The 24357-nt window shown below is 57.0% G+C and carries 21 protein-coding genes and 4 tRNA genes; 23 read left to right on the forward strand and 2 right to left on the reverse strand.

What is annotated here, in order from left to right; translation table 11 throughout:
* The first annotated feature begins 170 nt into the window (after window positions 1-170).
* The 13 genes from H7B67_RS17680 to H7B67_RS17740 all read left to right on the forward strand — a co-directional run bounded on the left by H7B67_RS17680 (window position 171) and on the right by H7B67_RS17740 (window position 13628).
* The gene (locus H7B67_RS17680) at window positions 171-1394 is read left to right on the forward strand and encodes a methyl-accepting chemotaxis protein (protein WP_185121180.1); all 1224 of its coding nucleotides are present in this window, start codon (window positions 171-173) and stop codon (window positions 1392-1394) included.
* Between the two features lie 181 nt (window positions 1395-1575).
* Window positions 1576-2526 carry a phosphate ABC transporter substrate-binding protein gene (locus H7B67_RS17685; RefSeq protein WP_185121243.1) on the forward strand — a complete coding sequence of 317 codons (951 nt, stop codon included), beginning with the start codon at window positions 1576-1578 and terminating at the stop codon, window positions 2524-2526.
* A 102-nt stretch (window positions 2527-2628) separates the two neighbouring features.
* Window positions 2629-3558, forward strand: coding sequence for a phosphate ABC transporter permease subunit PstC (pstC, locus tag H7B67_RS17690; protein WP_185121181.1), 930 nt, complete (start codon window positions 2629-2631; stop codon window positions 3556-3558).
* Entirely contained in the window at window positions 3555-4442 is an 888-nt protein-coding gene (gene pstA / locus H7B67_RS17695; RefSeq protein ID WP_185121182.1) for a phosphate ABC transporter permease PstA, read from the forward strand. Before pstC ends, pstA begins: the two co-directional genes overlap by 4 nt.
* Window positions 4443-4454: 12 nt before the next feature.
* Entirely contained in the window at window positions 4455-5213 is a 759-nt protein-coding gene (pstB, locus tag H7B67_RS17700) for a phosphate ABC transporter ATP-binding protein PstB (protein ID WP_185121183.1), read from the forward strand.
* 24 nt (window positions 5214-5237) lie between these two features.
* Window positions 5238-5987 carry a phosphate ABC transporter ATP-binding protein PstB gene (pstB, locus tag H7B67_RS17705; RefSeq protein WP_185121184.1) on the forward strand — a complete coding sequence of 250 codons (750 nt, stop codon included), beginning with the start codon at window positions 5238-5240 and terminating at the stop codon, window positions 5985-5987.
* A 15-nt stretch (window positions 5988-6002) separates the two neighbouring features.
* Window positions 6003-6662 (forward strand): phosphate signaling complex protein PhoU, encoded by a 660-nt coding sequence (gene phoU / locus H7B67_RS17710; protein ID WP_185121185.1) that lies wholly within the window; start codon window positions 6003-6005, stop codon window positions 6660-6662.
* 303 nt (window positions 6663-6965) lie between these two features.
* The gene (locus tag H7B67_RS17715) at window positions 6966-7808 is read left to right on the forward strand and encodes a TerC family protein (protein WP_185121186.1); all 843 of its coding nucleotides are present in this window, start codon (window positions 6966-6968) and stop codon (window positions 7806-7808) included.
* Between the two features lie 114 nt (window positions 7809-7922).
* Window positions 7923-10589 carry a DNA polymerase I gene (polA, locus tag H7B67_RS17720; RefSeq protein ID WP_185121244.1) on the forward strand — a complete coding sequence of 889 codons (2667 nt, stop codon included), beginning with the start codon at window positions 7923-7925 and terminating at the stop codon, window positions 10587-10589.
* Window positions 10590-10686: 97 nt separating this feature from the next.
* Window positions 10687-11643, forward strand: coding sequence for a DNA-formamidopyrimidine glycosylase (mutM, locus tag H7B67_RS17725; protein WP_185121187.1), 957 nt, complete (start codon window positions 10687-10689; stop codon window positions 11641-11643).
* A 103-nt stretch (window positions 11644-11746) separates the two neighbouring features.
* On the forward strand, window positions 11747-12436 hold the full coding sequence (ytaF, locus tag H7B67_RS17730) for a sporulation membrane protein YtaF (protein WP_185121188.1): 690 nt from the start codon (window positions 11747-11749) through the stop codon (window positions 12434-12436).
* 20 nt (window positions 12437-12456) lie between these two features.
* Window positions 12457-13053, forward strand: coding sequence for a dephospho-CoA kinase (gene coaE, locus H7B67_RS17735; RefSeq protein WP_185121189.1), 597 nt, complete (start codon window positions 12457-12459; stop codon window positions 13051-13053).
* On the forward strand, window positions 13050-13628 hold the full coding sequence (locus H7B67_RS17740) for a lytic transglycosylase domain-containing protein (RefSeq protein ID WP_185121190.1): 579 nt from the start codon (window positions 13050-13052) through the stop codon (window positions 13626-13628). Before coaE ends, H7B67_RS17740 begins: the two co-directional genes overlap by 4 nt.
* A gap of 135 nt (window positions 13629-13763) precedes the next feature.
* Here H7B67_RS17740 and H7B67_RS17745 read toward each other — a convergent pair whose 3' ends face one another.
* On the reverse strand, window positions 13764-13985 hold the full coding sequence (locus tag H7B67_RS17745; protein ID WP_185121191.1) for an alpha/beta-type small acid-soluble spore protein: 222 nt from the start codon (window positions 13983-13985) through the stop codon (window positions 13764-13766).
* A gap of 144 nt (window positions 13986-14129) precedes the next feature.
* Here H7B67_RS17745 and nrdR point away from each other — a divergent pair, with 144 nt between their 5' ends.
* The 5 genes from nrdR to H7B67_RS17770 all read left to right on the forward strand — a co-directional run bounded on the left by nrdR (window position 14130) and on the right by H7B67_RS17770 (window position 15217).
* Window positions 14130-14591, forward strand: a complete 462-nt coding sequence (nrdR, locus tag H7B67_RS17750) for a transcriptional regulator NrdR (protein WP_185121192.1) — start codon at window positions 14130-14132, stop codon at window positions 14589-14591.
* 225 nt (window positions 14592-14816) lie between these two features.
* A tRNA-Ala gene (locus H7B67_RS17755) sits at window positions 14817-14892 on the forward strand.
* Window positions 14893-14898: 6 nt separating this feature from the next.
* Window positions 14899-14974: transfer RNA gene (locus H7B67_RS17760), tRNA-Lys, on the forward strand.
* A 57-nt stretch (window positions 14975-15031) separates the two neighbouring features.
* Window positions 15032-15107 (forward strand) — tRNA-Lys (locus tag H7B67_RS17765).
* Between the two features lie 34 nt (window positions 15108-15141).
* Window positions 15142-15217 (forward strand) — tRNA-Lys (locus tag H7B67_RS17770).
* Between the two features lie 622 nt (window positions 15218-15839).
* On the opposite strand, the gene H7B67_RS17775 is transcribed toward H7B67_RS17770, so the two are convergent.
* Window positions 15840-17558: a permease gene (locus tag H7B67_RS17775; protein WP_185121193.1), complete on the reverse strand. Its 1719-nt coding sequence runs from the start codon at window positions 17556-17558 to the stop codon at window positions 15840-15842.
* A 213-nt stretch (window positions 17559-17771) separates the two neighbouring features.
* On the opposite strand from H7B67_RS17775, the gene H7B67_RS17780 reads away from it, so the two are divergent.
* The 5 genes from H7B67_RS17780 to H7B67_RS17800 all read left to right on the forward strand — a co-directional run bounded on the left by H7B67_RS17780 (window position 17772) and on the right by H7B67_RS17800 (window position 24324).
* Window positions 17772-19202, forward strand: a complete 1431-nt coding sequence (locus H7B67_RS17780) for an extracellular solute-binding protein (RefSeq protein ID WP_185121194.1) — start codon at window positions 17772-17774, stop codon at window positions 19200-19202.
* A 429-nt stretch (window positions 19203-19631) separates the two neighbouring features.
* A complete protein-coding gene (locus H7B67_RS17785) occupies window positions 19632-20621 on the forward strand; it encodes a zinc-dependent alcohol dehydrogenase (RefSeq protein WP_185121195.1) in 990 nt (329 codons plus the stop codon).
* A gap of 24 nt (window positions 20622-20645) precedes the next feature.
* A complete protein-coding gene (locus H7B67_RS17790; protein ID WP_185121196.1) occupies window positions 20646-21608 on the forward strand; it encodes an ABC transporter permease in 963 nt (320 codons plus the stop codon).
* A gap of 41 nt (window positions 21609-21649) precedes the next feature.
* Window positions 21650-22528: a carbohydrate ABC transporter permease gene (locus tag H7B67_RS17795; RefSeq protein WP_185121245.1), complete on the forward strand. Its 879-nt coding sequence runs from the start codon at window positions 21650-21652 to the stop codon at window positions 22526-22528.
* Between the two features lie 164 nt (window positions 22529-22692).
* Window positions 22693-24324 carry an extracellular solute-binding protein gene (locus H7B67_RS17800; protein WP_185121197.1) on the forward strand — a complete coding sequence of 544 codons (1632 nt, stop codon included), beginning with the start codon at window positions 22693-22695 and terminating at the stop codon, window positions 24322-24324.
* Window positions 24325-24357 lie beyond the last annotated feature (33 nt).

The following is a 24357-nucleotide window of genomic DNA, read 5'->3' on the forward strand; positions in this document are numbered from 1 at the left end:
AGCTGATCAGGCGATGCGGGATCGTTCCCGCGTCGCCTTTTTGTCGTTCGTTGATTAGTTCTTAAAGACTAAAGTTTACATAGAAGGAACATTCCTCGAACGGTCGGTTGACAACCCTTTGCTAGCATCAAGGCATACATACCCAAACAAGGGGAAAAGGAGGGACTGCCATGAGTCTGCTTTTGGACAGACCGCTTGTTGCCAAGAAACGCGAGTCCTCTGATAACGTTCCATTGAATCCGACCCAAGCCGAGCCGAGACTATCGATGCCGGATGCCGAACCTGCGCCGAGAATGGAAGAGCCCGCTTGGACTCAGGTGCGTCTTGAAGATTGGATCCGTACCTGTCCGATCGTGAATCGGAATCAGACCTGCGGGCAAGTAGAGGCGTTATTCCGGGACCGCAAGGACTTGGAATGCGTGGTCGTCTCGGATGACGAGCAGCGCCCGGTCGGACTGATGATGAAGCATAAATTTTTTCGTTCGCTCGGCTCCAGGTTCGGTCCATCGCTATTCGGGGATAAGTCGATTTCCAAGCTTATGGAAACGAATCCCATGACGGCGGAGGCGGATACGCTGCCTCAGGCTTTAATTGACGGCGCGATGTCGAGAAGCGAAGACACCTTATACGATGCCGTGATCATGACGCGCCAAAGCAAGACGGCAGGCATTCTGACCGTCAGCGATCTGCTACAGCTGTCAAGGCTCCTTCAACGAGAAGCGTCCGAGCGTCAGATCCAAACCGTTCGCGGCACGGAGAGAATGATCGCTAACATTCACGACGCGGTCATGAAAGTGACGGAGACGTCCCGCCGCTCCCGGGAGAGCAGCGACCGAATCGCGGAGATGACCGAACGCGGCCGAAGCGAGCTGCTTAGAACGCTGGATCTATTCCAGTTATGGAACGACTCGGCGAACCGGCAGGAGAAATCGGCCGCCAGTCTGCTCGACAAGGCGAATGAAGCGTTCGGCATTACGAAGCTGATCTCGGAGCTGGCCGACCGATGCAATCTGCTTGCCCTAAACTCTCAGATAGAGGCGGCCAGAGCCGGCGAGCATGGGAGAGGCTTCGCCGTCGTCGCTTCGGAGATTCGCGAACTGGCGAATCAAACGAAGCAATCGACCGTTCGGATCAACCGCCAGCTGACCGATATTGCCGAAGCCGCCGAAGCGACGGCCGCCGATGTCCGCGAAGGGCGGACGGGCGCGGAAGAAGGAGCGCGAAGCGTGCGCAGCACGGAAGCGACCTTCAATCAATTGTGGACGATCAGCTCGGGACACGCGGCGGATACCGTTAAACTGACCGAGGCTTCCCTCGAGGCCGGCTCGATCACGGAGCAAATCCGGCAGCAGCTGCTGAGACTCGCTTCCGAGCTCAACGGAACGAACGTTTAAAATTGATTGTAAAAGGAATTGATTTTTTACATTGCGTTAACAAAACGAAAACACGCTATTTACGCAGGGAAGTTAGAATCAAAAACGTAATCACAAGCAAGCCAAATGTCGACACGTCGCTCAAGCCGGAATCATACTAAAAAAAGGTTGGCATTAGGAAAGGGGATTTCTTGAAATGAAGATGAAGAAAACATTGCTTACGACTCTCGCGCTGGCGTTCGCCTTCTCGCTCGCCGCTTGCGGAAACAACAACAATAACTCCAACTCGGGTTCGAGCAGCTCTCCTTCGGCTTCCCCGTCCGCTTCCGCTTCCGCGTCGGCTCCTGCCGAAACCGTCAGCGGTTCGGTTATCGCGGTAGGCTCCTCGGCGATGCAAGGCCTGGCGCAAGCCGTAGCCGATGATTTCATGGCACAGGACGCTTATAAGGATGTCTCCGTAACGGTTCAAGCCGGCGGCAGCGGAACGGGACTCTCCCAAGTGTCCGACGGACAAGCCGACATCGGGAACTCCGATATCTTCGCCGAAGAGAAGCTGGAAGCCGACAAGGCAGCCGAGCTGGTTGACCATAAGATCGCCGTAGTCGCCATGGCTGCGGTTACTCATAAGGACGTAGGCGTCGACAACCTGACGAAGCAACAGCTGGTCGACATCTTCACGGGCAAGATCACCAACTGGAAAGACGTAGGCGGCGCCGATCAAAAGATCGTTATCGTGAACCGTCCGTCCAGCTCCGGTACTCGCGCCACGTTCGAGAAGTTCGCTCTCGGAACGACGACGGAAGACCTGCAAGGCTCCATTCAAGAAGATTCCTCCGGTACGGTTAAGAAACTGGTTAACGAGACTCCCGGCGCGATCGGTTACCTGGCGCTCTCCTACCTGGACGATTCCATCGTCGCTCTGAAGTATGAAGGCGTTGAGCCGACGACCGAGAACGTTGCGACGAACGCTTATCCGGTATGGGCTTACGAGCACATGTACACGAAGGGCGAACCGACTCCGGCCGCCAAGGCTTACATCGACTATGTAATGAGCGATGAGATTCAGAACGGCTTCGTTATCGAGGAAGGCTTCGTTCCGGTCTCCGCGATGAAGGTTGAGCGCGACGCGGCGGGCAACGTTACGAACAAGTAATCATACGACAACGGAATAAATATCCCTGAAGATCAATCGATCTACTGCGGCGAGAGGCGGACGACAAGTGCGCCTCTCCTTGCCGTTAAAGGAGAGGCATGCATGAATTTACCAGCACCTAATAGCCGCGAAGATCTCGCGACCAAGCCAAATAAATTCAGAAAACACGTGATGGAGGAGCTGCGCGGCAAGGCGTTCGTCTATTTCTGCGTTCTCCTGCTCGTCATTACGATATTCTCGATCGTTTACTTTATCGCTTCCCGGGGATTGACTCCGTTTCTCTCGCAGGGAGTCAGCATCAAGGACATGCTGTTCGGCTTGAAGTGGAAGCCGGAAGGGAATCCGCCTCTATTCGGAGCGTTGCCGTTCCTGTTCGGCTCCTTTGCGACCTCGATTCTTGCCGCGGTTATCGCGGCGCCGCTCGGCTTCTGCGCCGCCGTCTTCATGACGGAGATCATGCCGAAGTTCGGCAAGAGCGCGCTTCAGCCGGCGATCGAGCTGCTCGCGGGCATTCCTTCCGTCGTTTACGGCTTCGTGGGCCTGTCCGTCGTCGTTCCGTTCTACCGGGATACGTTCCCCGGACAAGGCATCGGGATCATGGCCGGCGCTACCGTCCTCTCCATTATGATTCTGCCTACCGTCACTACGATCGCGACGGATGCGCTCCGAAGCTTGCCTAACGGTCTTAAAGAAGGCTCGTATGCCCTTGGGGCTACGCGGTGGCAGACGATCTACCGAATGATCCTGCCGACGGCGCTTCCTTCGCTGCTAACGGGCGTCGTCCTCGGGATCGCGCGCGCGTTCGGCGAAGCGCTCGCCGTGCAGATGGTCATCGGCAACGCGCCGCACATTCCGCATTCGCTGTTCGAATCCGCTACGACGTTAACAAGCATCATCACGCAATCGATGGGGAACACGACAAGCGGCTCGCTGCATAATAACGCGCTGTGGAGTCTCGCGCTTATTCTGCTTCTGATGACCTTCCTGTTCGTCTTTATCGTTCGAGTACTGGAAAGGAGGGTCAAACGATGAGAGCCAAGACAGTCGACCGAATCGCGACGGCCGTCATCGTGTGCGTCGCCGGATTTATCATTCTATTGCTGGCCGCCTTGTTGGGCTACTTGCTCGTTCGGGGCCTCGGCCATATCAGCTTCGACTTCCTGACCTCCGCGCCGCAAGCCCTTAAGGCCGGGGGAGGTATCGGCCCGCAGCTGTTCAATTCCGTTTTCTTGCTGGTTCTGACCATGATCATAACGGTGCCGCTCGGGATTGGCGCCGGCATCTATATGAGCGAATACGCGAAGGACAACAAGCTGACCGCCTTCATTCGCCTTATCGTCGAAGTGCTGTCCTCCTTCCCGTCCATCGTTATCGGATTGTTCGGCTTGCTCGTTATCGTAAACACGTTCGGCTTCGGCTATTCCTTGCTCTCCGGAGCGTTGGCACTCACGATATTTAATCTGCCGATGATGGTTCGCCTGACGGAGCAATCCCTTCGCAGCGTCCCGAAGGAGCAGAAGGAAGCGGGGCTAGCCCTCGGTCTGTCCCGATGGAAGACCATCACCTCCGTCATGATTCCGGTCGCCCTGCCATCGATCGTGACCGGCTCGATTCTGGCGGCCGGACGGGTGTTCGGCGAAGCGGCGGCGCTTCTATTCACGGCGGGGATGAGCTCCCCGCGGCTCGACTTCTCGAACTGGAATCCGCTGAGCCCGACTTCGCCGCTTAATCCGATGCGTCCCGCGGAGACGCTGGCGGTTCATATCTGGAAGATCAATAGCGAAGGGCTTGCGCCCGATGCGCCGGAGATCGCGGCCGGAGCTTCCGCCGTCCTCGTCATCATGGTGCTCTTGTTCAATCTCGGCGCGCGCTGGTTAGGCCGAGTCGTCTACCGCAAGCTGACCGCGAGCAAGTAGGAGGGATAACGAATGTCTGCACAAAGCTTAACTACCAAAGATTTATCTGTCTTCTACGGCGAAAAGCAGGCGGTCAAAAAGGTCAGCATGGACTTCCCAGAGCGGGAAGTCGTTGCGCTGATCGGGCCGTCCGGCTGCGGCAAGTCGACCTTCCTTCGTTCGCTCAACCGAATGAACGACTTGATCTCCGGCGCCCGCATCGAGGGAGAAATCTGGATCGGGGATCAGAATATTTGCGATCCGGGCACGGACGTCGTTTCTCTGCGCCAGAAGATCGGCATGGTCTGGCAAAAGCCGAATCCTTTTCACAAATCGATCTACGAGAACATCGCCTTCGGGCCGCGGTACCACGGAATCCGGAACCGCAAGCAGCTCGACGAGATCGTCGAGACCAGCCTGCGGAAGACGGCGCTGTGGGACGAAGTGAAGGATCGCCTGAATCAATCGGGCTTGGCGCTGTCCGGAGGACAGCAGCAGCGGCTGTGCATCGCCCGTTCGCTTGCGGTGCAGCCGAACATCCTTCTTATGGATGAGCCGGCGTCCGCGCTCGATCCGGTCTCGACGGCGAAGATCGAAGAGCTGATCGCGGAGCTGAAGAAGGATTACACCATCGTCATCGTCACGCACAACATGCAGCAAGCCGCCCGGGTGTCCGACCGCACCGCGTTCTTTTTCCTCGGGGACCTGGTGGAGTACGACGATACGCAGAAAATGTTCACGAACCCAAGCAAAAAGTCGACCGACGATTACATCTCGGGACGTTTCGGCTAAGCCGCGGCGGAAGGAGGATCCCCCATGATTATCGAAATTGATAAGCTTCAATTGTATTACACCGATTTCCACGCGCTTAAGAACGTGAACCTGTCCATTCCGGAACGGAGCGTCACGGCCTTCATCGGCCCTTCCGGCTGCGGCAAATCGACGCTGCTTCGCACTCTCAACCGGATGAACGATACGATTCCCGGGGTACGGATCGAAGGCAAGGTCGACATTCAGGGAAGAGACATCTATTCCTCGGATATGGAGGTCGAATTCCTTCGGAAGAAGGTCGGAATGGTGTTCCAGCAGCCGAATCCGTTCCCGAAGTCGATCTACGACAACGTCGCGTACGGTCCGCGTTTGCACGGAATCTCGAAGAAATCGGAGCTGGACGCCATCGTCGAGAAGAGCCTGCGCTCCGCCTCGCTCTGGAATGAAGTGAAGGACGTTCTCAAGAAGTCGGCTTGGAGCTTATCCGGCGGGCAGCAGCAAAGGCTGTGCATCGCGCGGGCGCTGGCGGTCGAACCGGAAATTCTGCTGATGGACGAGTCGACGTCCGCCTTGGACCCGATCTCGACGACGAAGATCGAAGAGCTCACTCGCGAGCTTTGCCAGAATTACACGATCGTCATGGTTACGCACAACATGCATCAAGCGGCGAGAATCTCGGACCGGACGGTGTTTTTCTTAAATGGCGAGGTGGTGGAGGCGTCGGATACGCAATCGTTGTTCTCCAACCCGGTCGATCAGCGCACGGAAGATTATATCTCGGGAAGATTCGGTTAAGGAGGGCTTAGCGGCATGGTGACTCGCAGAGAATTCGACATAGGCCTCGAACAGCTCAGAAACATGCTGGTCGAGATGGGAACGAAAGTGGAGCGGGCGCTCGCGGATGCGATGAACGCTCTGGAGACGCTTAACGTAGAGGCGGCGCGAGCCATCGTCAAGGACGATCCCGTCATTAACCGGATCGAGGAGAACATCTCCGATTTGGGAGCGAAGCTGATCGCGACGCAGCAGCCCGTAGCCAAGGATCTGCGCCGTATTCTGGTCGCGCTGAAAATTTCTTCGGATTTGGAACGGATGGGTGATCTCTCCGTAGATATAGCAAAGGTTGTCATCCGGCTGGAAGGGCAAACGTTCCTGAAGCCGATTAACGATCTTCCGCAGATCGCGGTTCTCGTACGGACGATGATCATCGAATCGATTCAGTCCTACATCGACGAGAACGTCGATCTGGCTTACAAGATGGCCAAGGACGACGATCAGGTCGACGCGATGTACTCTCAATTCCTCCGGGAGATGTTCACGTACATGGCGGACAACCCGAAGTCGGTGGCGCAGACGATGCACCTGAGCTTCGTCGGCCGCTACATCGAGAGAATCGCTGACCATGCGACGAACATCGGCGAGAGCGTCGTTTTCCTCGTGGTAGGGAAGCGGCCGGACCTCAATCAATAGAAGTCCGATAGACGTTCTGAGAAATAGATTGACAAGCGTTCGGATCTCTTTTATGATTCCGATAGAGCTTGGGAGGCAAATCTGCCTCCTTCCAACCGAATACCCTTAAAGGGGAGTAGCTGCTACAATAAAGTCGTCATTACGAGACGCGAAGTCTCCGGCTTTATTGGCAATGTAACTATTGTTGGCGAGACCTTTACCATGGAACGTTAGGCGTCCTTCCGGGCGTACCTAGCTTCAATGGTAAAGGTCTTTTTGCATAGATACGCGTTCGCTACGCAAGTTAAAGAAGGAGGAATTCCAATGGATATGTCTTTGTTTATGGAGTACGCTTGGGTGCTCGTCGTTCTGGTCGCTCTGGAAGGCCTGCTCGCGGCGGACAACGCGCTCGTGCTGGCCGTCATGGTCAAGCATCTGGACGAGAAGGAACGCAAGAAGGCTTTGTTCTACGGGTTGGCCGGCGCCTTCATTTTCCGGTTGGCATCGCTCTTTATCATCTCGTTCCTCGTCGACGTGTGGCAGGTTCAGGCGTTGGGAGCTCTTTACCTGCTGTACATCGCGATAAGCAACATCGTGAAGTTCGTTCGAAGAAGGGGCAAGACGGAGGAGGAAATCGCCGCGGCCAGCGACAAGCCGGTCAAAAAAAGCGGCTTCTGGGCGACCGTCGTCAAGGTCGAGGTGGCGGATATCGCGTTCGCGATCGACTCGATCCTCGCCGCCGTCGCGCTGGCCGTCGCTCTTCCTCCGAGCGGAATCCGCGAGCTTGGCGGCATGGACGGCGGACAATTCATCGTCGTGTTCCTGGGCGGCTTCATCGGTCTGGTGCTCATGAGGTTCGCGGCGAACTTCTTCGTGAAGCTGCTGCATTCCCGTCCTTCGCTGGAGGTGGCCGCATTCGTCATCGTAGGCTGGGTCGGCGTCAAGCTGGCGGTTCACACGCTCGCTCACGAGAACGTGCACGTTCTTTCGCACGATTTTGCGGAGAGCGGCGCCTGGAAGGCGACATTCTACATCGTGCTCGTCCTTATCGCCGTATGCGGCTGGTTCTTCTCGAGTCCGAAGAAGTCGAGCGGCGGCGCTCACGGCGGAACCGGCGAAGGCGATCGAGAGAGCAAAATCAACCGGCTGGAGAAAAGCGGGGGCTGACGCCCTCGTTTTTTTTGTCTGCGCGGAATAGAGCTTGCCATGAATCGCCTCGCCTGCTTCGATGTGGTATGATAACACTGGAAAATAGTTACCGGACAAGGTGGTCGTTGAATGATGGGAACCGACAGGCAGAAAGTTCTGCTGATCGATGGGAACAGCATCGTAAACCGGGCTTTTTACGCCCTGCCGCCGCTGACGAATAGCAGCGGGGTGCATACGAACGCCGTTTTCGGCTTTACGACGATGCTTCTTAAGGTGATAGAGGAAGAGAAACCGACTCATTTTCTGGTCGCCTTCGATGCCGGCAAGGTAACGTTCCGTCACGAAGGCTACGCGGAATATAAGGGAGGACGCCAGAAGACGCCGCCGGAGCTGTCGGAGCAATTCCCGCTGCTCAAGGAGCTGATCGGCGCGTTCTCGATCCAGCAATTCGAGCTTCCCGGCTATGAGGCCGACGACATTATAGGCACGCTTGCAAGGATGGCGGAAGAGCAAGGCCAGGAGGCGGTTATCGTCTCCGGGGACAAGGATATGCTCCAGCTCGCTTCCGACGGCGTGACGGTGCTGCTCACCCGCAAAGGCGTCAGCGAGGTGGAACGCTACACCCCCGAGGAAATCGCCAACCGCTACGGCCTGACGCCCGCCCAGATCGTCGATCTGAAGGGTCTCATGGGCGATTCTTCCGACAACATTCCGGGAATCCCGGGCGTCGGCGAGAAGACGGCGCTGAAGCTGCTGGCCGATTACGGCACGGTGGAGAACGTACTCGACCACCAGGGCGAAATCAAAGGCAAGCTGGGCGAGAACGTGAGGAACAACGCGGATTCCGCCCGGATGAGCAAGAAGCTGGCGACGATATTCCGCGAGGTTCCGATGGACTGGACGTGGGACAAGCTGGCGTGGAGCGGGTATGATCCTTCCCAGCTCGAAGCCGGGCTTCGCAAGCTGGAGTTCAGGTCGCTGATCGAGCGCTTGGATCTCTATGCCGCGGGAGCGGGCGGCGCGGCGGAAGAAACCGAAGCCGTGGAATACGTAGCCGTTCTGGAAGATAAGGATTGGGAGGCTCTGAACCGCGACCTGCGGAAGGCCGACCTGTTCATCGTCGAATCGCATGGGGACAACCCCCATCAGAGCGAAGGAATCGCCATCGCCGTAGCGACGCCGGAGCAAATCTACCTTCTGACGTATGAGCAGCTTCTGTCCCAAGAGGCCTCGGAACTGAAGGAATGGCTGGCGGATGCGTCCAAGGGCAAAACGGGCTACGATCTGCACCGAGCCGAGCTGGTGCTCGCAAGGTCGGGAATCGAGCTGAGAGGGCAGGAGTTCGACGTTCAGCTTGCCGCCTACCTTCTCGATCCGACCGAAGCGGATCCTTCCTTGACGGGATTGCTGCAGCGTCATGGACAACGCGCCATTCCTTCCGACGAAGCGATCTATGGCAAAGGAGTCAAGTTCAAGCTGCCCGCCCGAGACGTTCTGTTCTCCCATCTCGCGGCGAAGGCCGATGCGGTTCGGAGGCTGGCGGGGCCGCTGGCTAAGGAATTGGACGAGACCGGAATGAAGACGCTCTATTACGAGCTGGAGCAGCCGCTGGCGGGCATTCTCGCCGGCATGGAGAAGCAGGGCATCCGGACGAAGGCGGAAGCGCTGGAGGAGCTCGGCAAAGAGTTCCAGACCGGCATCGATCGCATGATGACGAATATCCACCGTCTCGCCGGAATGGAGTTCAACATCGGCTCCACCAGGCAGCTTGGCGAGGTCCTGTTCGATAAGCTGGGGCTGCCTTCGGGCCGCAAAACGAAGACCGGGTATTCGACGGACGCGGAGGTGCTCGAGCGTCTGGCGCCGTACCATGAGATCGTTCAGCTAATCCTGAACTACCGGACGCTGACCAAGCTTCAATCGACCTATATCGAAGGCCTGCTGAAGGAAATCCGTCCGGAGGACGGCAAAATCCACACGTACTTCCGCCAGACGATCGCCGCGACGGGACGCCTGAGCAGCCAGTTCCCGAACCTGCAGAACATCCCGATCCGCTTGGAGGAAGGCAGGCAGATTCGCAAGGCGTTCGTTCCTTCGGAGGAAGGCTGGCTGATCCTGGCGGCGGACTACTCCCAGATCGAGCTTCGCGTGCTGGCCCACATCTCGGGCGACGAAGGGTTGAAGGAAGCGTTCCGCAACGAGATGGACATCCATACGAAGACGGCGATGGACGTGTTCGGGGTAACGGCGGAGCAGGTCGATTCCAACATGCGCCGCCAGGCGAAGGCGGTCAACTTCGGCATCGTCTACGGAATCAGCGATTACGGCCTGTCCCAGAACCTGAACATTACCCGCAAAGAAGCGGGCGACTTCATCGAGCAGTATCTAAGCGCATTCCCGGGCGTGCGCAAGTACATGGACGACATCAAGGAGCAAGCGAGGATAGACGGCTACGTCACCACGCTGATCGGAAGACGCCGTTACCTGCCGGACATCAAGGCGTCGAACTTCAATATCCGTTCGTTCGCCGAGCGCACGGCGATGAATACTCCGATCCAAGGGACGGCGGCCGATATCATCAAGTTCGCGATGGTTCGGATGGACGAAGCGCTTAAGGCCCGAGGCCTCCGCAGTCGCATGCTGCTGCAGGTGCATGACGAACTGGTCTTCGAGGTTCCTCCGGATGAGCTGGACACGATGAAGGAGCTGGTTCCCGCCATCATGGCGGAGGCGGTTCCGCTGGACGTTCCGCTCAAGGCGGAAGTGAACGTCGGCTTGAATTGGTACGAGGCCAAATAAAACCATTAGAGGACAAGCGGTTTGAACCGGGTGGTTCAGGCCGCTTGTTTGCGCTATAATTGATAAGATATAAAAAGTCAAGAGAGGGGGAGCTATTATGCCGGAGCTGCCGGAGGTCGAGACGGTATGCCGCACCTTGAACAGCCTAATCGCCGGGAAAACGATCAAGCAAGTGACGGTAAGCTTGCCCCGAATCATTCAGAAGCCCGACGATCCGCAGCTGTTCGCAGCCTTGTTGGAAGGAAGGACCTTCCAAAGCGTCGAGAGGAGAGGCAAGTTCATTCGTTTGCTCCTGGACGGAATCGTGCTGGTGTCTCATCTGCGAATGGAAGGCCGCTATGGATTATACCGGGAGGAAGATCCGGTCGAGAATCATACCCACGTCATTTTCCACTTTACGGACGGTACGGCATTGCGATATAAGGACGTTCGCCAATTCGGCACCATGCACTTATTCGAGCCGGGCATGGAATTTCAATCGGCTCCGTTGAAGAAGCTGGGGCTCGAACCTCTTAGCGATACGTTCACGTTCGCCGCCTTCGACGAAGCCATCGGACGAAGGTCGACGAAGATTAAGCCGCTCTTGCTAAACCAGGAAGTTATCGTAGGGCTCGGCAATATCTATGTGGACGAAGCTTTGCACGAAGCGGGAATCCATCCGGAGAGAACGGCGGACAGCTTAAGCCGCTCCGAGAAGAAGCGTTTGCACGAGTCGATCGTCTCGACGCTCGGCTCGGCGGTGGAAGCCGGCGGCTCTTCGATCAAGTCCTACGTCAACGGACAGGGCGAAATGGGAATGTTCCAGCATAAGCTAAGAGCATACGGACGAACGGGGGAAGCCTGCCGCGAGTGCGGAAACGAGATCGTGAAGTTCGTTCTCGGCGGACGTGGCACCCATGTGTGCCTCCGCTGCCAGAAGCCGCCGAAGGGAAGTTCGGTCGCTCCGGCCATGAAGCGCCATTCGGCAGGCAAATCGGAGAGCAACGCGGTCAAGCGCAGACTGGACGGCGCGGTCTCGAGAGGAAGCAAGCCGAAGGAAGGCAAAGCGGAATAACGCCGCGGGGGCATTCCCGCCCGTAGCTGCATAGGATGGAATGAAGTCGATACGGCATGCGTCCGCAATCGATCAGGTTTCGCTTATGCAGGAGGAACGGCGAATGCACCCTTACGGCTTGCTATCACTCTTATTGCTATCCATGGCGGTCAGCTTGGATGGCTTCGGAGTCGGGATTACGTACGGTTTGCGCAAAATTCGGATTCCCGTCGTCTCGGTTCTAATTATCTCGGTTTGTTCGGGACTGATTATTCTTCTGTCGATGATGGTCGGCGTCGCGCTGTCTTCTTGGCTGTCGCCGCGGGGGGCTTCCGCTCTGGGAGCGGTCATCCTCATCGGAATCGGGGGTTGGGCGCTTATCCGGTTCCTGCAGAACCGGCAGAAGGACAACGAGGAGCCATCGGCAGGGGCGCCGGAGGCGGAAGCTCAACCTTCTCCTCCGATTCAGAAGCGCGCTTTGATCACGCTGGAGCTCCGAAGGATGGGCATTATCATTCAAATTCTCCGCACCCCTTCCGCCGCCGATATGGACCGCTCGGGCATCATTACGACGGGGGAAGCTTTCCTGCTCGGGATCGCCCTGTCCCTGGACGCGTTCGGAGCCGGGATCGGGGCCGCGCTTGTCGGCTACTCGCCGGTAATCACGGCGGTGCTGATCGCAACGACGAGCGGAATCTTTCTTTGGCTTGGAATGAGGGTCGGTTTTCTGGTCGCGGGGATGCAGTGGGTACGGCGGTTAAGCATACTTCCAGGCATTATCCTCATTATTATGGGAATCATGAAGCTGTTATAGACAAAGTCGAGGTGCCTAGAATGAATATGGGTTTAACGGGAGGGATCGCCAGCGGCAAAAGCACGGTCAGCCGGCTGCTTGTCCAGCGCGGTGCCGCTCTCGTGGATGCGGATAAGATTGCCCGGGAGGTCGTGGAGCCCGGGCAGCCTTCTCTCCGGCTTATCGCCGAGAGGTTCGGACAAGCCGTCCTTCTGGAGGACGGTTCCCTCAATCGCAAGAAACTCGGCGAGATCGTGTTCTCGGATCCTTCCGAACGCGAGGCTTTGGAGCAAATTACGCATCCGGCGATCCGCGGGATCATGAAAGACAGGATGGCCGACTTCGGGCGGGAGAACCCGAAGCGGCTCGTCGTGGTGGATGTCCCTCTTCTGTACGAATCGGAGCTCGGCTCTCTTTTCCACAAAGTCATGGTCGTTTATGTTCCCCGAGAGGTTCAGCTGGCCCGATTGATGGAGAGAGACCGGCTCGGCCTGGAAGCGGCGCGACGCCGATTGGATGCTCAGATGGATATCGAGGAGAAGCGTAAACGGGCGGATTACGTCATCGATAACAGCGGGAGCTTGGAAGACACGATCCGGCAAATCGACGATTTCTGGCGGGAGCACGGACAGCTATGAAGAAGGGCAGAGCCAAACGCAGAAGAGGGCTGGTCCTGCTGCTATTCCTTGTCGTGGTCGGCCTCCTGTTCTTCCAGTCGGAATGGCTTGGCAGAACGATTTATCCGATATACTATAAAGATGAAATCCAGCGCAGCGCGCAAAGGTACCAGATCGATCCTCATCTGATCGCCGCCGTTATTCGGGTAGAATCGAACTATAAAGCGGAAGCTGTATCCGCCAAGGGCGCTCTCGGAATCATGCAGGTCATGCCGGATACGGCCCAGTGGATTCTCAAGAAGGAGGATTTCGGAGCGATCACCGTGGAGGATATCGGCCGGAATCCGGAAGCCGGCATTCGTATCGGAACCTGGTACATACAAGAGCTGCTAAGGCAGTTCGACGGCAATTTGAACCTGTCGCTCGCCGCCTATAACGCGGGACCGGGCAAGGTGAAGCAGTGGGTGGACGACAACGTTTGGGACGGCACCGAGAAGAGGCTTGGCGATATTCCTTACGGCGAGACCAGGCATTACGTTAAGAAAGTGTTGTATTATTATAATAAGTATCAAGAAGTGCATAAGGACTTATTCTAACAAGCCAAAACGCATCGGCGTCCTTGGGCGCCTAAGAAGCTATGCGAAGACGTTAATCCCGGCTGAAACGTGCATGAAGAAAGCCTTGAAGCCGGGTTGGCTTCAAGACTTTCCGATGAAGATTGCTTCTAGGCCTTACTTGAATTGACCGGCAAGTTGCTGCTCGGCGATCTGAACCAGACGTTTGGTGATGTTACCACCGATAGCACCGGTGTCGCGAGTTACCATGTTGCCGTAGTAACCGTCTTGAGGGATAGCGATACCGAGTTCTTGAGCCACTTCATACTTCAGCTGGTCCAGCGCGCCGAACGCTTGAGGAACGACCAGCTCGTTGCTGCTGCGGGATCCTTGACCCATTGTTGTTCACCTCCTTGCGGTTGGTACAAGTATTATGTGCAGGAACGATCGCATCATGTAGAATTATCGTTGGGAATTATCGGATAAGGTCGAAAGATCGGACGTAAAAACGAATTTATAGTTGGAGAGGAGATGAAGCGACAAGTGAAATGCCCATTCTGCGATTACAATGGAACGAAGGTATTGGACTCTCGTCCCGCTAACGACAACAAGTCCATCCGCCGGCGGAGAGAGTGCGAGTCGTGCAGCAGACGATTCACCACCTTCGAGATGGTCGAAGAGACCCCTCTGATCGTCATTAAGAAGGACGGGGGGCGCGAGGAGTTCAGCCGGGACAAGGTGCTCAGAGGGCTGCTGCGTTCCTGCGAGAAGCGTCCGGTATCGATCGAACAGCTCGAGGTCATCGTCTCGAACGTGGAGCGGGAGCTGCGCAATACCGCGAATCCGGAGATCGAGAGCCGTATCATCGGCGAGCTGCTGATGGAACAGCTGTACAACGTGGACGAAGTCGCCTATGTTCGCTTCGCTTCGGTTTATCGACAATTCAAAGATATCAATATGTTTCTCAAGGAATTGAACGTATTGATCAACAAGCACGGCATTTAAGCTCGGGCAAGAGGAAAATCGGACAAGCTAATTCGATTGACATCATATACCCGATCGGGCAGAACGCCTTCGGCGTCCCTAGTGACTTCGGAGGCGTTTTTGCACGATAGTAGCTAAAGTGCGGGATTCCAGAAAAAAGTTCGTTTGACCGCGTCAAAAGCCGTTGACACCTCCTGTTTGCTTGTGTTACACTCATTCTTGTCGCCAAGAGAGACAAGACGTTCCGGGCCCATAGCTCAGCTGGGAGAGCGCATCGCTGGCAGCGATGAGGTCAGGGGTTCGATCCCCCTTGGGTCCACCATAATATGGGCTCCTAGCTCAGTTGGTAGAGCAGTTGACTCTTAATCAATTGGTCCAGGGTTCGAGTCCCTGGGAGCCCACCAGTCTTCTCTTACGGCGATACTTGCAGGCATAATGTGGAACGACACGTTATCCAATATGGGCTCTTAGCTCAGTTGGTAGAGCAGTTGACTCTTAATCAATTGGTCCAGGGTTCGAGTCCCTGAGAGCCCACCATTCTTCTCTTGACCGAAGAACAACTTCATAATATGGATTCTTAGCTCAGTTGGTAGAGCAGTTGACTCTTAATCAATTGGTCCAGGGTTCGAGTCCCTGAGAATCCACCAACTTATGAAACGGAAACGGCAGCGATGCCGTTTTTTTGTTGTTTGTAGGCTTAAGCCTGTTGAGAGCGTGAAACGCGCGAAACATAAAGCTACCCGCTATGCGGGTGGAGGGATCGGGGGTTTGACCGCCAAGACCATTCCAATTTCGCGTGACAAAAGAACGCTCCGTCCGACGGGAAGCCCGAAGACGGAGCGTTAACAGGCGCGTTTCCTATATGATGTTGGGTTAACTTGCAGCCGAGTCAGGGGAGCTGCCGCACTCTCCGGAAATGCCAAACGAATTATGCGCGCTTGATGAGCCAACGGTTGAGGCGGCGGGCTGCGGATCTGCCCTTTGAGTTCTAACGGACACCAGAGACCCTTAAACGGCCGCAAACGCCATTTCTGAATTGTAACGGACATTAGAGCTTCTTAAACGTTGGGAAACGCCTAATCAACCGAGAAAAGAGAAGGTAAGCGTATCGTGTGTCCGTTAGAATTCGAAAAGCTTCTTTTTACTCTTCTAAGTGCTTCAGATGTCCGTTAGACGGCGAAACGAGTACGCTTGAGTGATCGCATACAAAGAAAAGGCACTCTCGCCGACCGGATAGTCGGAGGAGAGTGCCTTTTGCATTTGCTGTGCTTATTGGAGTCGGCAAACGACTAAAGAGGAGGGAGCAAGACGGACTTCATACCGAGAGGAACCGTCCGCATCGGTGCCCAGCCTTCTCGGCGCTTCCCGCCCGGCGATTCGGCCGAGCTCGGAGCCTTCCGGCACCGCGATCTCCCATCGCTGCGGGATCGGTGCGAAGTTCTCGAGCACGAACGTTCCGTTGTCGTAAGGGAACCAGCCCGCCTGGCCGGGGCCTTCGATACGGTAAGGGTGCGCATCGCCAGCGAGGACGGAGCGCAGCTTCGAAACGACCGCCTCCGGCAGCTTCCACAGATCCGCGTAATCGTCCGGGATGACGAGCGTGTGGATTCTGCCTTTGCCGTAATTGTCGTACATCAGGATCGGGATGTTGTTGTGTCCCTTAAGCGCGACGACGGATTGCCACGTGCCGTTCGTGCTGTAGTCGAGAATCGGGAAGCTGAGTTCCTCGGAGGACTCGGAGAACCGGTCGAACGTGCAGCTGTGCGTGTCGATCGCGAATCGGCGCACCGCCAGCTTCTTGCCGGTCGGATGCAGGGTCGTGAATTCCTCCGCTCCCTTGCCGCTCAAGCGCTCCACGAAGCCCGACGTCATGACGATCTGTCCGCCCGCTTTCAAGTAGCTTTTCATCCGATCGATAATGTCCTTATCCCGCGCGGCGTTCGCGGTGACGAGCAAGGGCCGGGAGATGTCCGTCGGAAAATGAGGCGTGAGCTCGAACGAAATCGCGAGCATTCCCAGGTAATCGTACAGATGATCCTCGCCTTTGGCGTGGTGCGGCTCGTATACCCAAGCGCCGACCGGACGGCCCAGCGCCGCCGCTGCCGCGTCCAGCTTATCCAGCTGATAGCCGAGTGCCGGAACGTGCACGCTGTCCTTCAGTAGGGAGTAGCAGAACAGCGTCAGCTCCTTGGCTTTGCCGAAGACGCTCAGGTTCGCTTGCTCCAGATAATAGTCGAGATAAGTGCAGTCCAAGCTGTCGAACCAGGCTCCGTTGTTGCGCCCCGGCGCCAGGTTGTCCATCCAGCGAAGCAGCGAATAGGACGCGTACCTCGGAATGTGCTGCTGGCTGATCGCCGGATCTCGCGTCTCGGTTCCGGTGTAGAGGAAGTCGAAGATGTCCGGCTGCTTCTCGGTGTTGTAGCCGGACGCCTGATAGGCTTCGTTCCAGTTCGGGTACTTGATGACCATGCGGGACTTCGGATTCGCGGCGCGGGCCGGCTTCATGATGAGATTCTCGGACACCTCGGCCATGAGCTCCAGCCGGAATTCCTCCCAGGTTCGGTCTCCCTTGCGCGCCAGGCAATCGTCGCAGGCGCAGTTCGTGAAGAAGAAGTCGTCGAAGATGACTTCGTCGAAGACGGAAGCCGCGGTCTCGACCGCTTCCCGGAACTTGGCGCGGGACGCCTCCTCGGTATAGCAGATGCCCCCGAATAGCCGATTGTAACCGGGCCGATAGGCGTCTCCGAGCGTGGGAGTGATGCCCCCGGCCGTCTCGATGCCGCGTTCCTCGTAAAATCGTTTCAGCTCCAGCAGCCGTTCCCGGCTTAAGCTGACGTCGCCGCGGTGATTCTCGATGTATACCTTGGACAGCTTCAAGTGCTTGCGGAAGAAAGCCAGCTCCTGCTCCAACTGATCGAAGCTGCCGGAGAGGCAGCCGGCCGTGCAGTAGATGGCTAGTTGGAATTGGTCGTAGGACTTGTCGGACATGGGTATCGCTCCTTCGAATAGGGATGAGAGACGATGAAGAAAACGTTTTACAAAATCATTATACACGGGATTGAAAGCCGGGAACAGAGCCGGAACGATAGGCTGCGCCGCATGTCCCGCTATTCCGGCGGCCAGCGGCCGAGTTGACATTTGATGTGAAATGTTCGAGAATATAAGCTGATGTTTATGCCGCGAGAGACAGGTGAATTATACATGAGTTATAAATCAGATCGTCCATCGTTCCAGGAGCGGCTAGATCACTTCGTCAGCGTCATTCGTACGGAAATTATAAACGGCATCCGGCAGGAGGGCACTTATCTGCCCGCGGAGAGCGCCCTGGCCAAGCAGTTCCAGCTCAGCAACAAGTCCATTCGCAAAGGGCTCGAGCAATTGGTCGAGGAAGGCTTGATCCAGAAGATCGACCGGGTCGGCAGCATGGTGACGCCGCGTCCGAAAGAGTCCATCACGCTTAATTTCGGCTGTCCGATCTCCCTGACGACGGACTTCCTGATCGACGAGCTTATCGCGGAATTCGGAAGGCGCAACCCGGGCATTCACGTCCGGAGAATTACGCTGAACCATTTAAGCTACGCCCAGTCGGCTCAGGAGATGATCTCCAACGGGCTGCTCGACGTCGTCGCTTTCAATAGCCCCCAATTCCAGGAGTGGACGGAGGAAGGGCTGACTTCCCTTCTGGAAGGATTGGATTCGGATCCCGATATCTATCCGATCGCCGAGGAGGCCTTCCGGGTGGACGGGGTGGGCTACGCGAAGCCGGTCTCCTTCTCGCCGGTCGTCCTCTGCTATAACAAGCGGCATTTTCAAGAAGCCGGCATTCACGAGCCCGACAGCTATTGGACCTGGAGCGACCTGATGGCGGCCGCCTCCAAGCTGTCCAAGTCCCGCGGCCGCCACGGCATCTACTTCCTGCCCGCCTCCGAGAATCGTTATCCCGTGTTCCTGCTTCAGGGATTCGGCAACCGCCCGAAGGGAATCGGCGGCAGCGGCCTGAACGAGAACGTCCAGGAGGGGCTGCGCGCGCTAAACGAGTTGATCTCGAGCCGCGAGGTGTTCCCGAATTATTGGGCGCAAGGCAACGACGAGACCGTCCAGCTGTTCGCGGAGGGCCAGGTTTCGGTCATCCTGTGCACGTACTTTAATCTGAATGAATTCGCGCATTTGCCGCTGGAATACGACATTTGCCCGCTTCCGAGCCTGCAGAGGGGCGATCCCCAGAAGACGCTGCTGCTGTCCATCGGCATGGCGCTCGTTCGGCATTCCAAGTGGAAGGAGGCGGCTAGAAGGTTCGTCGACTTCCTGGCGTCCGAGGACGCGCAGAACGTCATTCGGGATCGCACGGTCAGCATTCCGGCGCGCAAGGCGTCGGCGGAGAGAGCGCCGATGGACGGCTTGAAGCGCCCGTCGCGCTATTGGATGTTCCGGGAGATGTTCCCGTCGTTCTCCTATCATCGCGACCTAGGCCTGCAAATAAAGGATTTAAGGCAGTTCACGAAGTGGCTCAAGGAGTATTGGTCGGACATGATCGACGAGGAGACGCTGCGACGAAAGTTGGAGGAGCTATACCGGACAGGTCTAAAACCGGGCGAACGAAGTACAGCAGCTAATGAAAATGGGATTCCTTGATCCCCGATTTTCGTACATCACATATCCGTTTCTGATGTCATTTTGAAGACATCGGAGGCGGATTTTTTGTTGTTTCAAGTCGATTTGGGGACGAAAAAGCAGAGAGAAGCGGTGGCTGAGGCAGGGCGCACCTTCCGTTTCCGGCAAACGAAGCAATGGGGCAGAGGGGGGTGGCGTGGCAAATATTAGTGGGTTTTCTCTAAAATCTGATAGCGATTTCATGCTTGATCCCCTTGAATGTTAGCGTATTCACTACAACTCGCTTGTTTGAAAAATGTAAGCTGCTAATAAAAGGCCGAAAATCGCTTATTTAGGGTTGACGGTCTTTTTGTTAGCTGTGTATAATCAGTACATCAGTTGTACATCAAAAATCATCTAAATTATTTACAAATGATGGAATGTAAATCAGTTATAAATCAGGAGGCGCGTATGCGAGCGATTAAAAGCCGGAGCGGCACTGCGGAAATCGTAGATTTACCCGATCCCGAGATCAAGCCGCAGTATGTCAAAGTCAGAATCGATCATTCCTCCGTCAGCATCGGCACGGAGCTGCTCATGATTCGCACCAACCCGGGGGCGCCGCTTGGCTACAGCGCGACGGGAATCGTCTTGGAAGCGGGCGAGGGAGTCACCCACGTAACCCCGGGCCAGAGAGTCGCTTGTTACGGAAGCCCGGCGCACCGGGAAGTGATGCTGTCCCCGAAGCATCTGACCGTTCCCGTCCCGGACGGAGTGGAACCGGAGGAAGCGGCGTTCTGCGGGCTGGGCGCCATCGCGATCCATGCTCTCCGGCAAGCGGAGCTGGAGTTCGGGGAAACGGTACTCGTCGTCGGAGTCGGCATTCTCGGACAGATCATCGCGCGGATCGCCCACGCGTCCAATTATCGCGTCATCGGGCTGGAGCATTTCGAGGAGAGACGGCAGATGCTCCTGTCCTCCGGAATTCCATACGCCTGCAAGGATGAGGAAGAGGTAGCGGAAGCGCTTCGCTCGACGACCGGAGGCCTCGGAGCGGATGCGGTTCTGGTTTGCGCGAGCAACCGGCAGGTCAGCCTGATCGATTCCTCCCTCCATTGGCTCCGGGATCGCGGCCGGGTCGTCATCGTCGGAGACACCGGCACGGAGTTCGACCGGGACCTGCTCTTCTCCAAGGAAGCGAGCGTGCACATCTCGAGGGCCGGCGGACCCGGACGCTACGAGCCGGATTACGAGCAGCTCGGCATCGACTACCCGATCGGGTTCGTTCGTTGGACGGAAGGCCGCAACGTGCAGGATTTCCTGAGAATGGTCCAGGAGAAACGAATCGACATCAAGTCGCTCATCTCCCACCGGGTCAAGTTCGACGAGCTGCCGGAGCTGTACCGGCAAGTCGAGGCGACTCCCCGGAAGATGATGGGAATCGTCGTTCGGTTCGATTAAGACGTCAGAAGAGGAGTGATCGGCATGGCGAAGGGTTCCGCAAGGGCGGCCCTGGAAGGCGGCGGCGTCCCGGACGTTCATAAGCCCGGCTTAAGAAGCAAAATGTGGCGTTACCGCTGGCTCTACCTTTTTATGATACCGGGCATTCTCTATTACCTTATCTATCATTACGTGCCGATGTTCGGCCTGGTCGTGGCCTTCCAGGACTACAACCTGATGCAGGGCGTCACGGGCAGCCCGTGGGTCGGCTGGGATAACTTCAAGGCCGTCTTCGAATCTCCCGACTTCCCTCAATTAATGAAGAACACCGTCATCCTCAGCTTGTACCGGCTCGTCTTCGGCATGCTGCCCGATCTGGTTCTGGCGCTCATGCTGAACGAAATCCGCGTCCGCTGGTTCAAGAAAACGATCCAGACGCTCACCTACGGACCTCACTTTCTATCGTGGATCATCGTTTACGGCATCATGTTCTCCTTTTTCGCGCCGGGCTCGGGCCTCGTCACCACGTTCTTCCGCGACATGGGCTGGGGCAACGTCGACGTCCTGACGAATTCGGATCTGTTCCGGCCGATGCTCGTCATGACGGACATTTGGAAAAGCACCGGATACGGCGCCATCATCTATCTAGCCACTCTAGCCAGCATCAACAACGAGCAGTACGAGGCGGCCGCGATCGACGGCGCCGGGCGCTGGCGCCAGCTGTGGCACGTGACGCTGCCCGGAGTCCGGGACGTCTTCATGCTTCTCGTCATTCTTCGCCTCGGCAGCATCCTGGATGCCGGTTTCGAGCAAGTGTACATCTTCCTGAACGTCCGCGTATACGACGTCGGCGACATTCTGGACACGTGGATTTTCCGCCGGGGCATCGAGGAGATGAACTACAGCGTGCCGGCCGCGGTCGGGGTGTTCAAGTCAGTCATCGGCTTCGCGCTCGTGCTCGGGGCGAACCGGCTGGCGAAGAGGTTCGGCGGCTCCGGAATCTGGTAACCGCGTAGAAGAATCGAACGGAGGTGGCGCAAGTGCCCTATATATTCAAGAAGTCGATTCCGGACCGCATCGTCGACACCGTCATTTACGCCGTTCTGGCCGTCTTCGGCCTGGCGACCCTATTCCCTCTCTATTACGTCGCGGTCGTCTCCATCACGCCATACACGGAAGTTCTTCGCAACGGCGGATTCCTCCTCATCCCCAAGACGTTCACCTGGGATGCCTACGAGGCTATCTTCACGAGCGGCGTCGTTCCGAAGGCGCTTAACGTCACGATCCTTATCACCCTGCTGGGCACCGCCCTGAACCTTCTGGTGACCACGCTGCTGGCTTATCCTTTATCGAAAAAGTTCCTGCCCGGACGAAATGCGGTGCTGATGGGAATCGTGTTCACGATGCTGTTCTCGGGCGGTCTTATCCCGACCTTCCTCACCGTCAAAGCGACGGGGCTCATGAATACGATCTGGGCTCTTATCATTCCCGGACTCGTGTCGACCTTCAACCTGCTCGTCATGAAGACGTACTTCGAATCGCTTCCGGCGGAGATCGAAGAGGCGTCGAAGGTGGACGGCTGCTCGGACGTCGGAACGCTCCTGCGCATCGTGCTTCCTCTCTCCATGCCGATCATGGCCACCCTGGGGCTTTTCTACGGGGTCAACCATTGGAACGCGTACTTCGGCGGCATCATGTACTTGAACGATCGGGACTTGTATCCGCTGCAGGTCGTGCTCCGGAACATGATCATTACGCCGAGCGTCAGCCAGGAGCTGTCCGTTCCGCAGTCCCAGCTCAGCTCCCTGCCGCCGGAATCGATCAAGATGGCGACCGTCGTCGTCGCGATCGTTCCGATCATCGCCGTTTATCCTTTCCTCCAAAAGTACTTCATCAAGGGCATGCTTCTCGGAGCCGTGAAGGGCTGATCCATACAAACGGAAGAAACAGTGAATGACATGAAGGGGGTATGCGCGAGCCCAAGCGCCAAGCGGCGCCGGCGACCGATAGGGGGGACAGATAGGCGTTCAAGGCAACCGCGTTGCGGCAAGGCAAGCTCGACAGGTTCAACCAAACCAAGGGAGGTCTACACATGAAACGATCAAGCGCACTTCTGGCAAGTCTTACGGCCGTAGCCGTTCTGGCGACCGCCTGCAGCGGCAACAACAACAACGGCAACGGCAACGAAGCGTCGCCCGCTCCCGGCTCCGGCTCGTCCGCATCCGGCTCTCCGTCGGCGTCCGCGGCCCAAACGGAGAAGCTTAAGCTCAATTGGTACGTTATCGCTTCGGCGGACGCCCAGCTTCCCAAGGGAGACGCCGACTTCGTCAAGAAGGCGATCGACGAGAAGTTCAACGTCGACCTGGTCGTCGACTACATGCCGCTCGGCACCGACTTCCAGAACAAGTTCAACTCGCTCGTCGCCTCCAACGACATCCCGGACGTCTTTTTCTCCGAAGGCATTCCATCCAACCAGTACATCAAGGACGGCGTCGCCCGCGAGATGACCGGCCTCGTCACTCCGGAGAACATGCCGAACTACTTCAAGTATTGGATCACGGAAGAGGAGCTTCCGAAGTATCAGGTCCAAGGCAAGTTCGCCCGCGCCCCGATTCCGTACGAGAAGAACTACTACCGCTCTTATTACATTCGACAAGATTGGCTGGATAAGCTTGGCCTGTCGGTTCCGAAATCCTACGACGAGATGGTCGAGGTCATGAAGGCGTTCACGACGGGCGATCCGGACGGCAACGGCAAGAACGACACGTACGGCTTCTCCGCGTACGGCAACGGAACGAACATGTCGCTCGAATTCCCTACTTACGTCAAGAACGGACTGTTCGGCGACTTCATGGTCGAAGGCGATCAGTTCATCGACACCCGCACCGATCCGCGCATGCAGCAAGTTCTGACCGATACCCGCGCGCTTCTCGACCTCGGCGTCGTCGATCCGGATTGGCTGCTGAACAAGAACGGCCAGCAGCTCGAGAAGGCGGAGCAGGGCAAGGTCGGCATCGTGCTCGGCTTCGGCAAGAACCTGGCGTTCGACAACAATCCGGAAGGCCTGCAGGCGAAGACGAAGGAGATCACCAAGGTCGAGACGGCCAACTGGGCGGCGTTCGATCCGTTCGCCGAGACGGGCACCTACCTGACTCCGGTGCCGGGCAACCCGTTCCTGTTCAGCTCCAAGTCGTCGGACGAAGAGATCGACCGTTCCATGCAGATACTCGACTGGCTCGCCGGCGAGGAAGGCTTCCTGATGACTCACTACGGCCGCGAAGGAACCGAGTTCACCCGCGACGGCAGCACGATCGCGCTGAATCAGGAAGCGTTCAAGACGAACGTCACCGACCAAGGCAACTTCCTGTCCGTCTACCAATGGTTCACGCCGATCTCGGGTCCGGAAGCGTTCGGAATCGAAGTGTTCGACCCGAACGTCACCGAGCGCGACAAGCAGATCCTCGAGACGATCAACTCCTACAAGCTCGTGGACAGCGTCGGCACCAGCATGGTCGTCAAGGAAGGCATGGATCTGGCCGCGCTTCGCAAGCGCATGAACGAGCTGCAGGTCAAGGTGCTCTACGACGACAAGAACGCCGACAACTGGCCGAAGTATCGCGAAGAGCTGATGACCAAGTACCAAGGCAAGGAAATCTTCGACTATTACGCCCAGCAAGTATCGGAAGCCCGCGGCACGACGATTACGTTCAATTCGGGCAGCTGATCTCCGGGATTGATGAAGCGAGGCAATAAGAGT

Origin of the sequence: Cohnella thailandensis, assembly GCF_014212135.1 — a bacterium.
GTDB lineage: Bacteria > Bacillota > Bacilli > Paenibacillales > Paenibacillaceae > Cohnella > Cohnella thailandensis.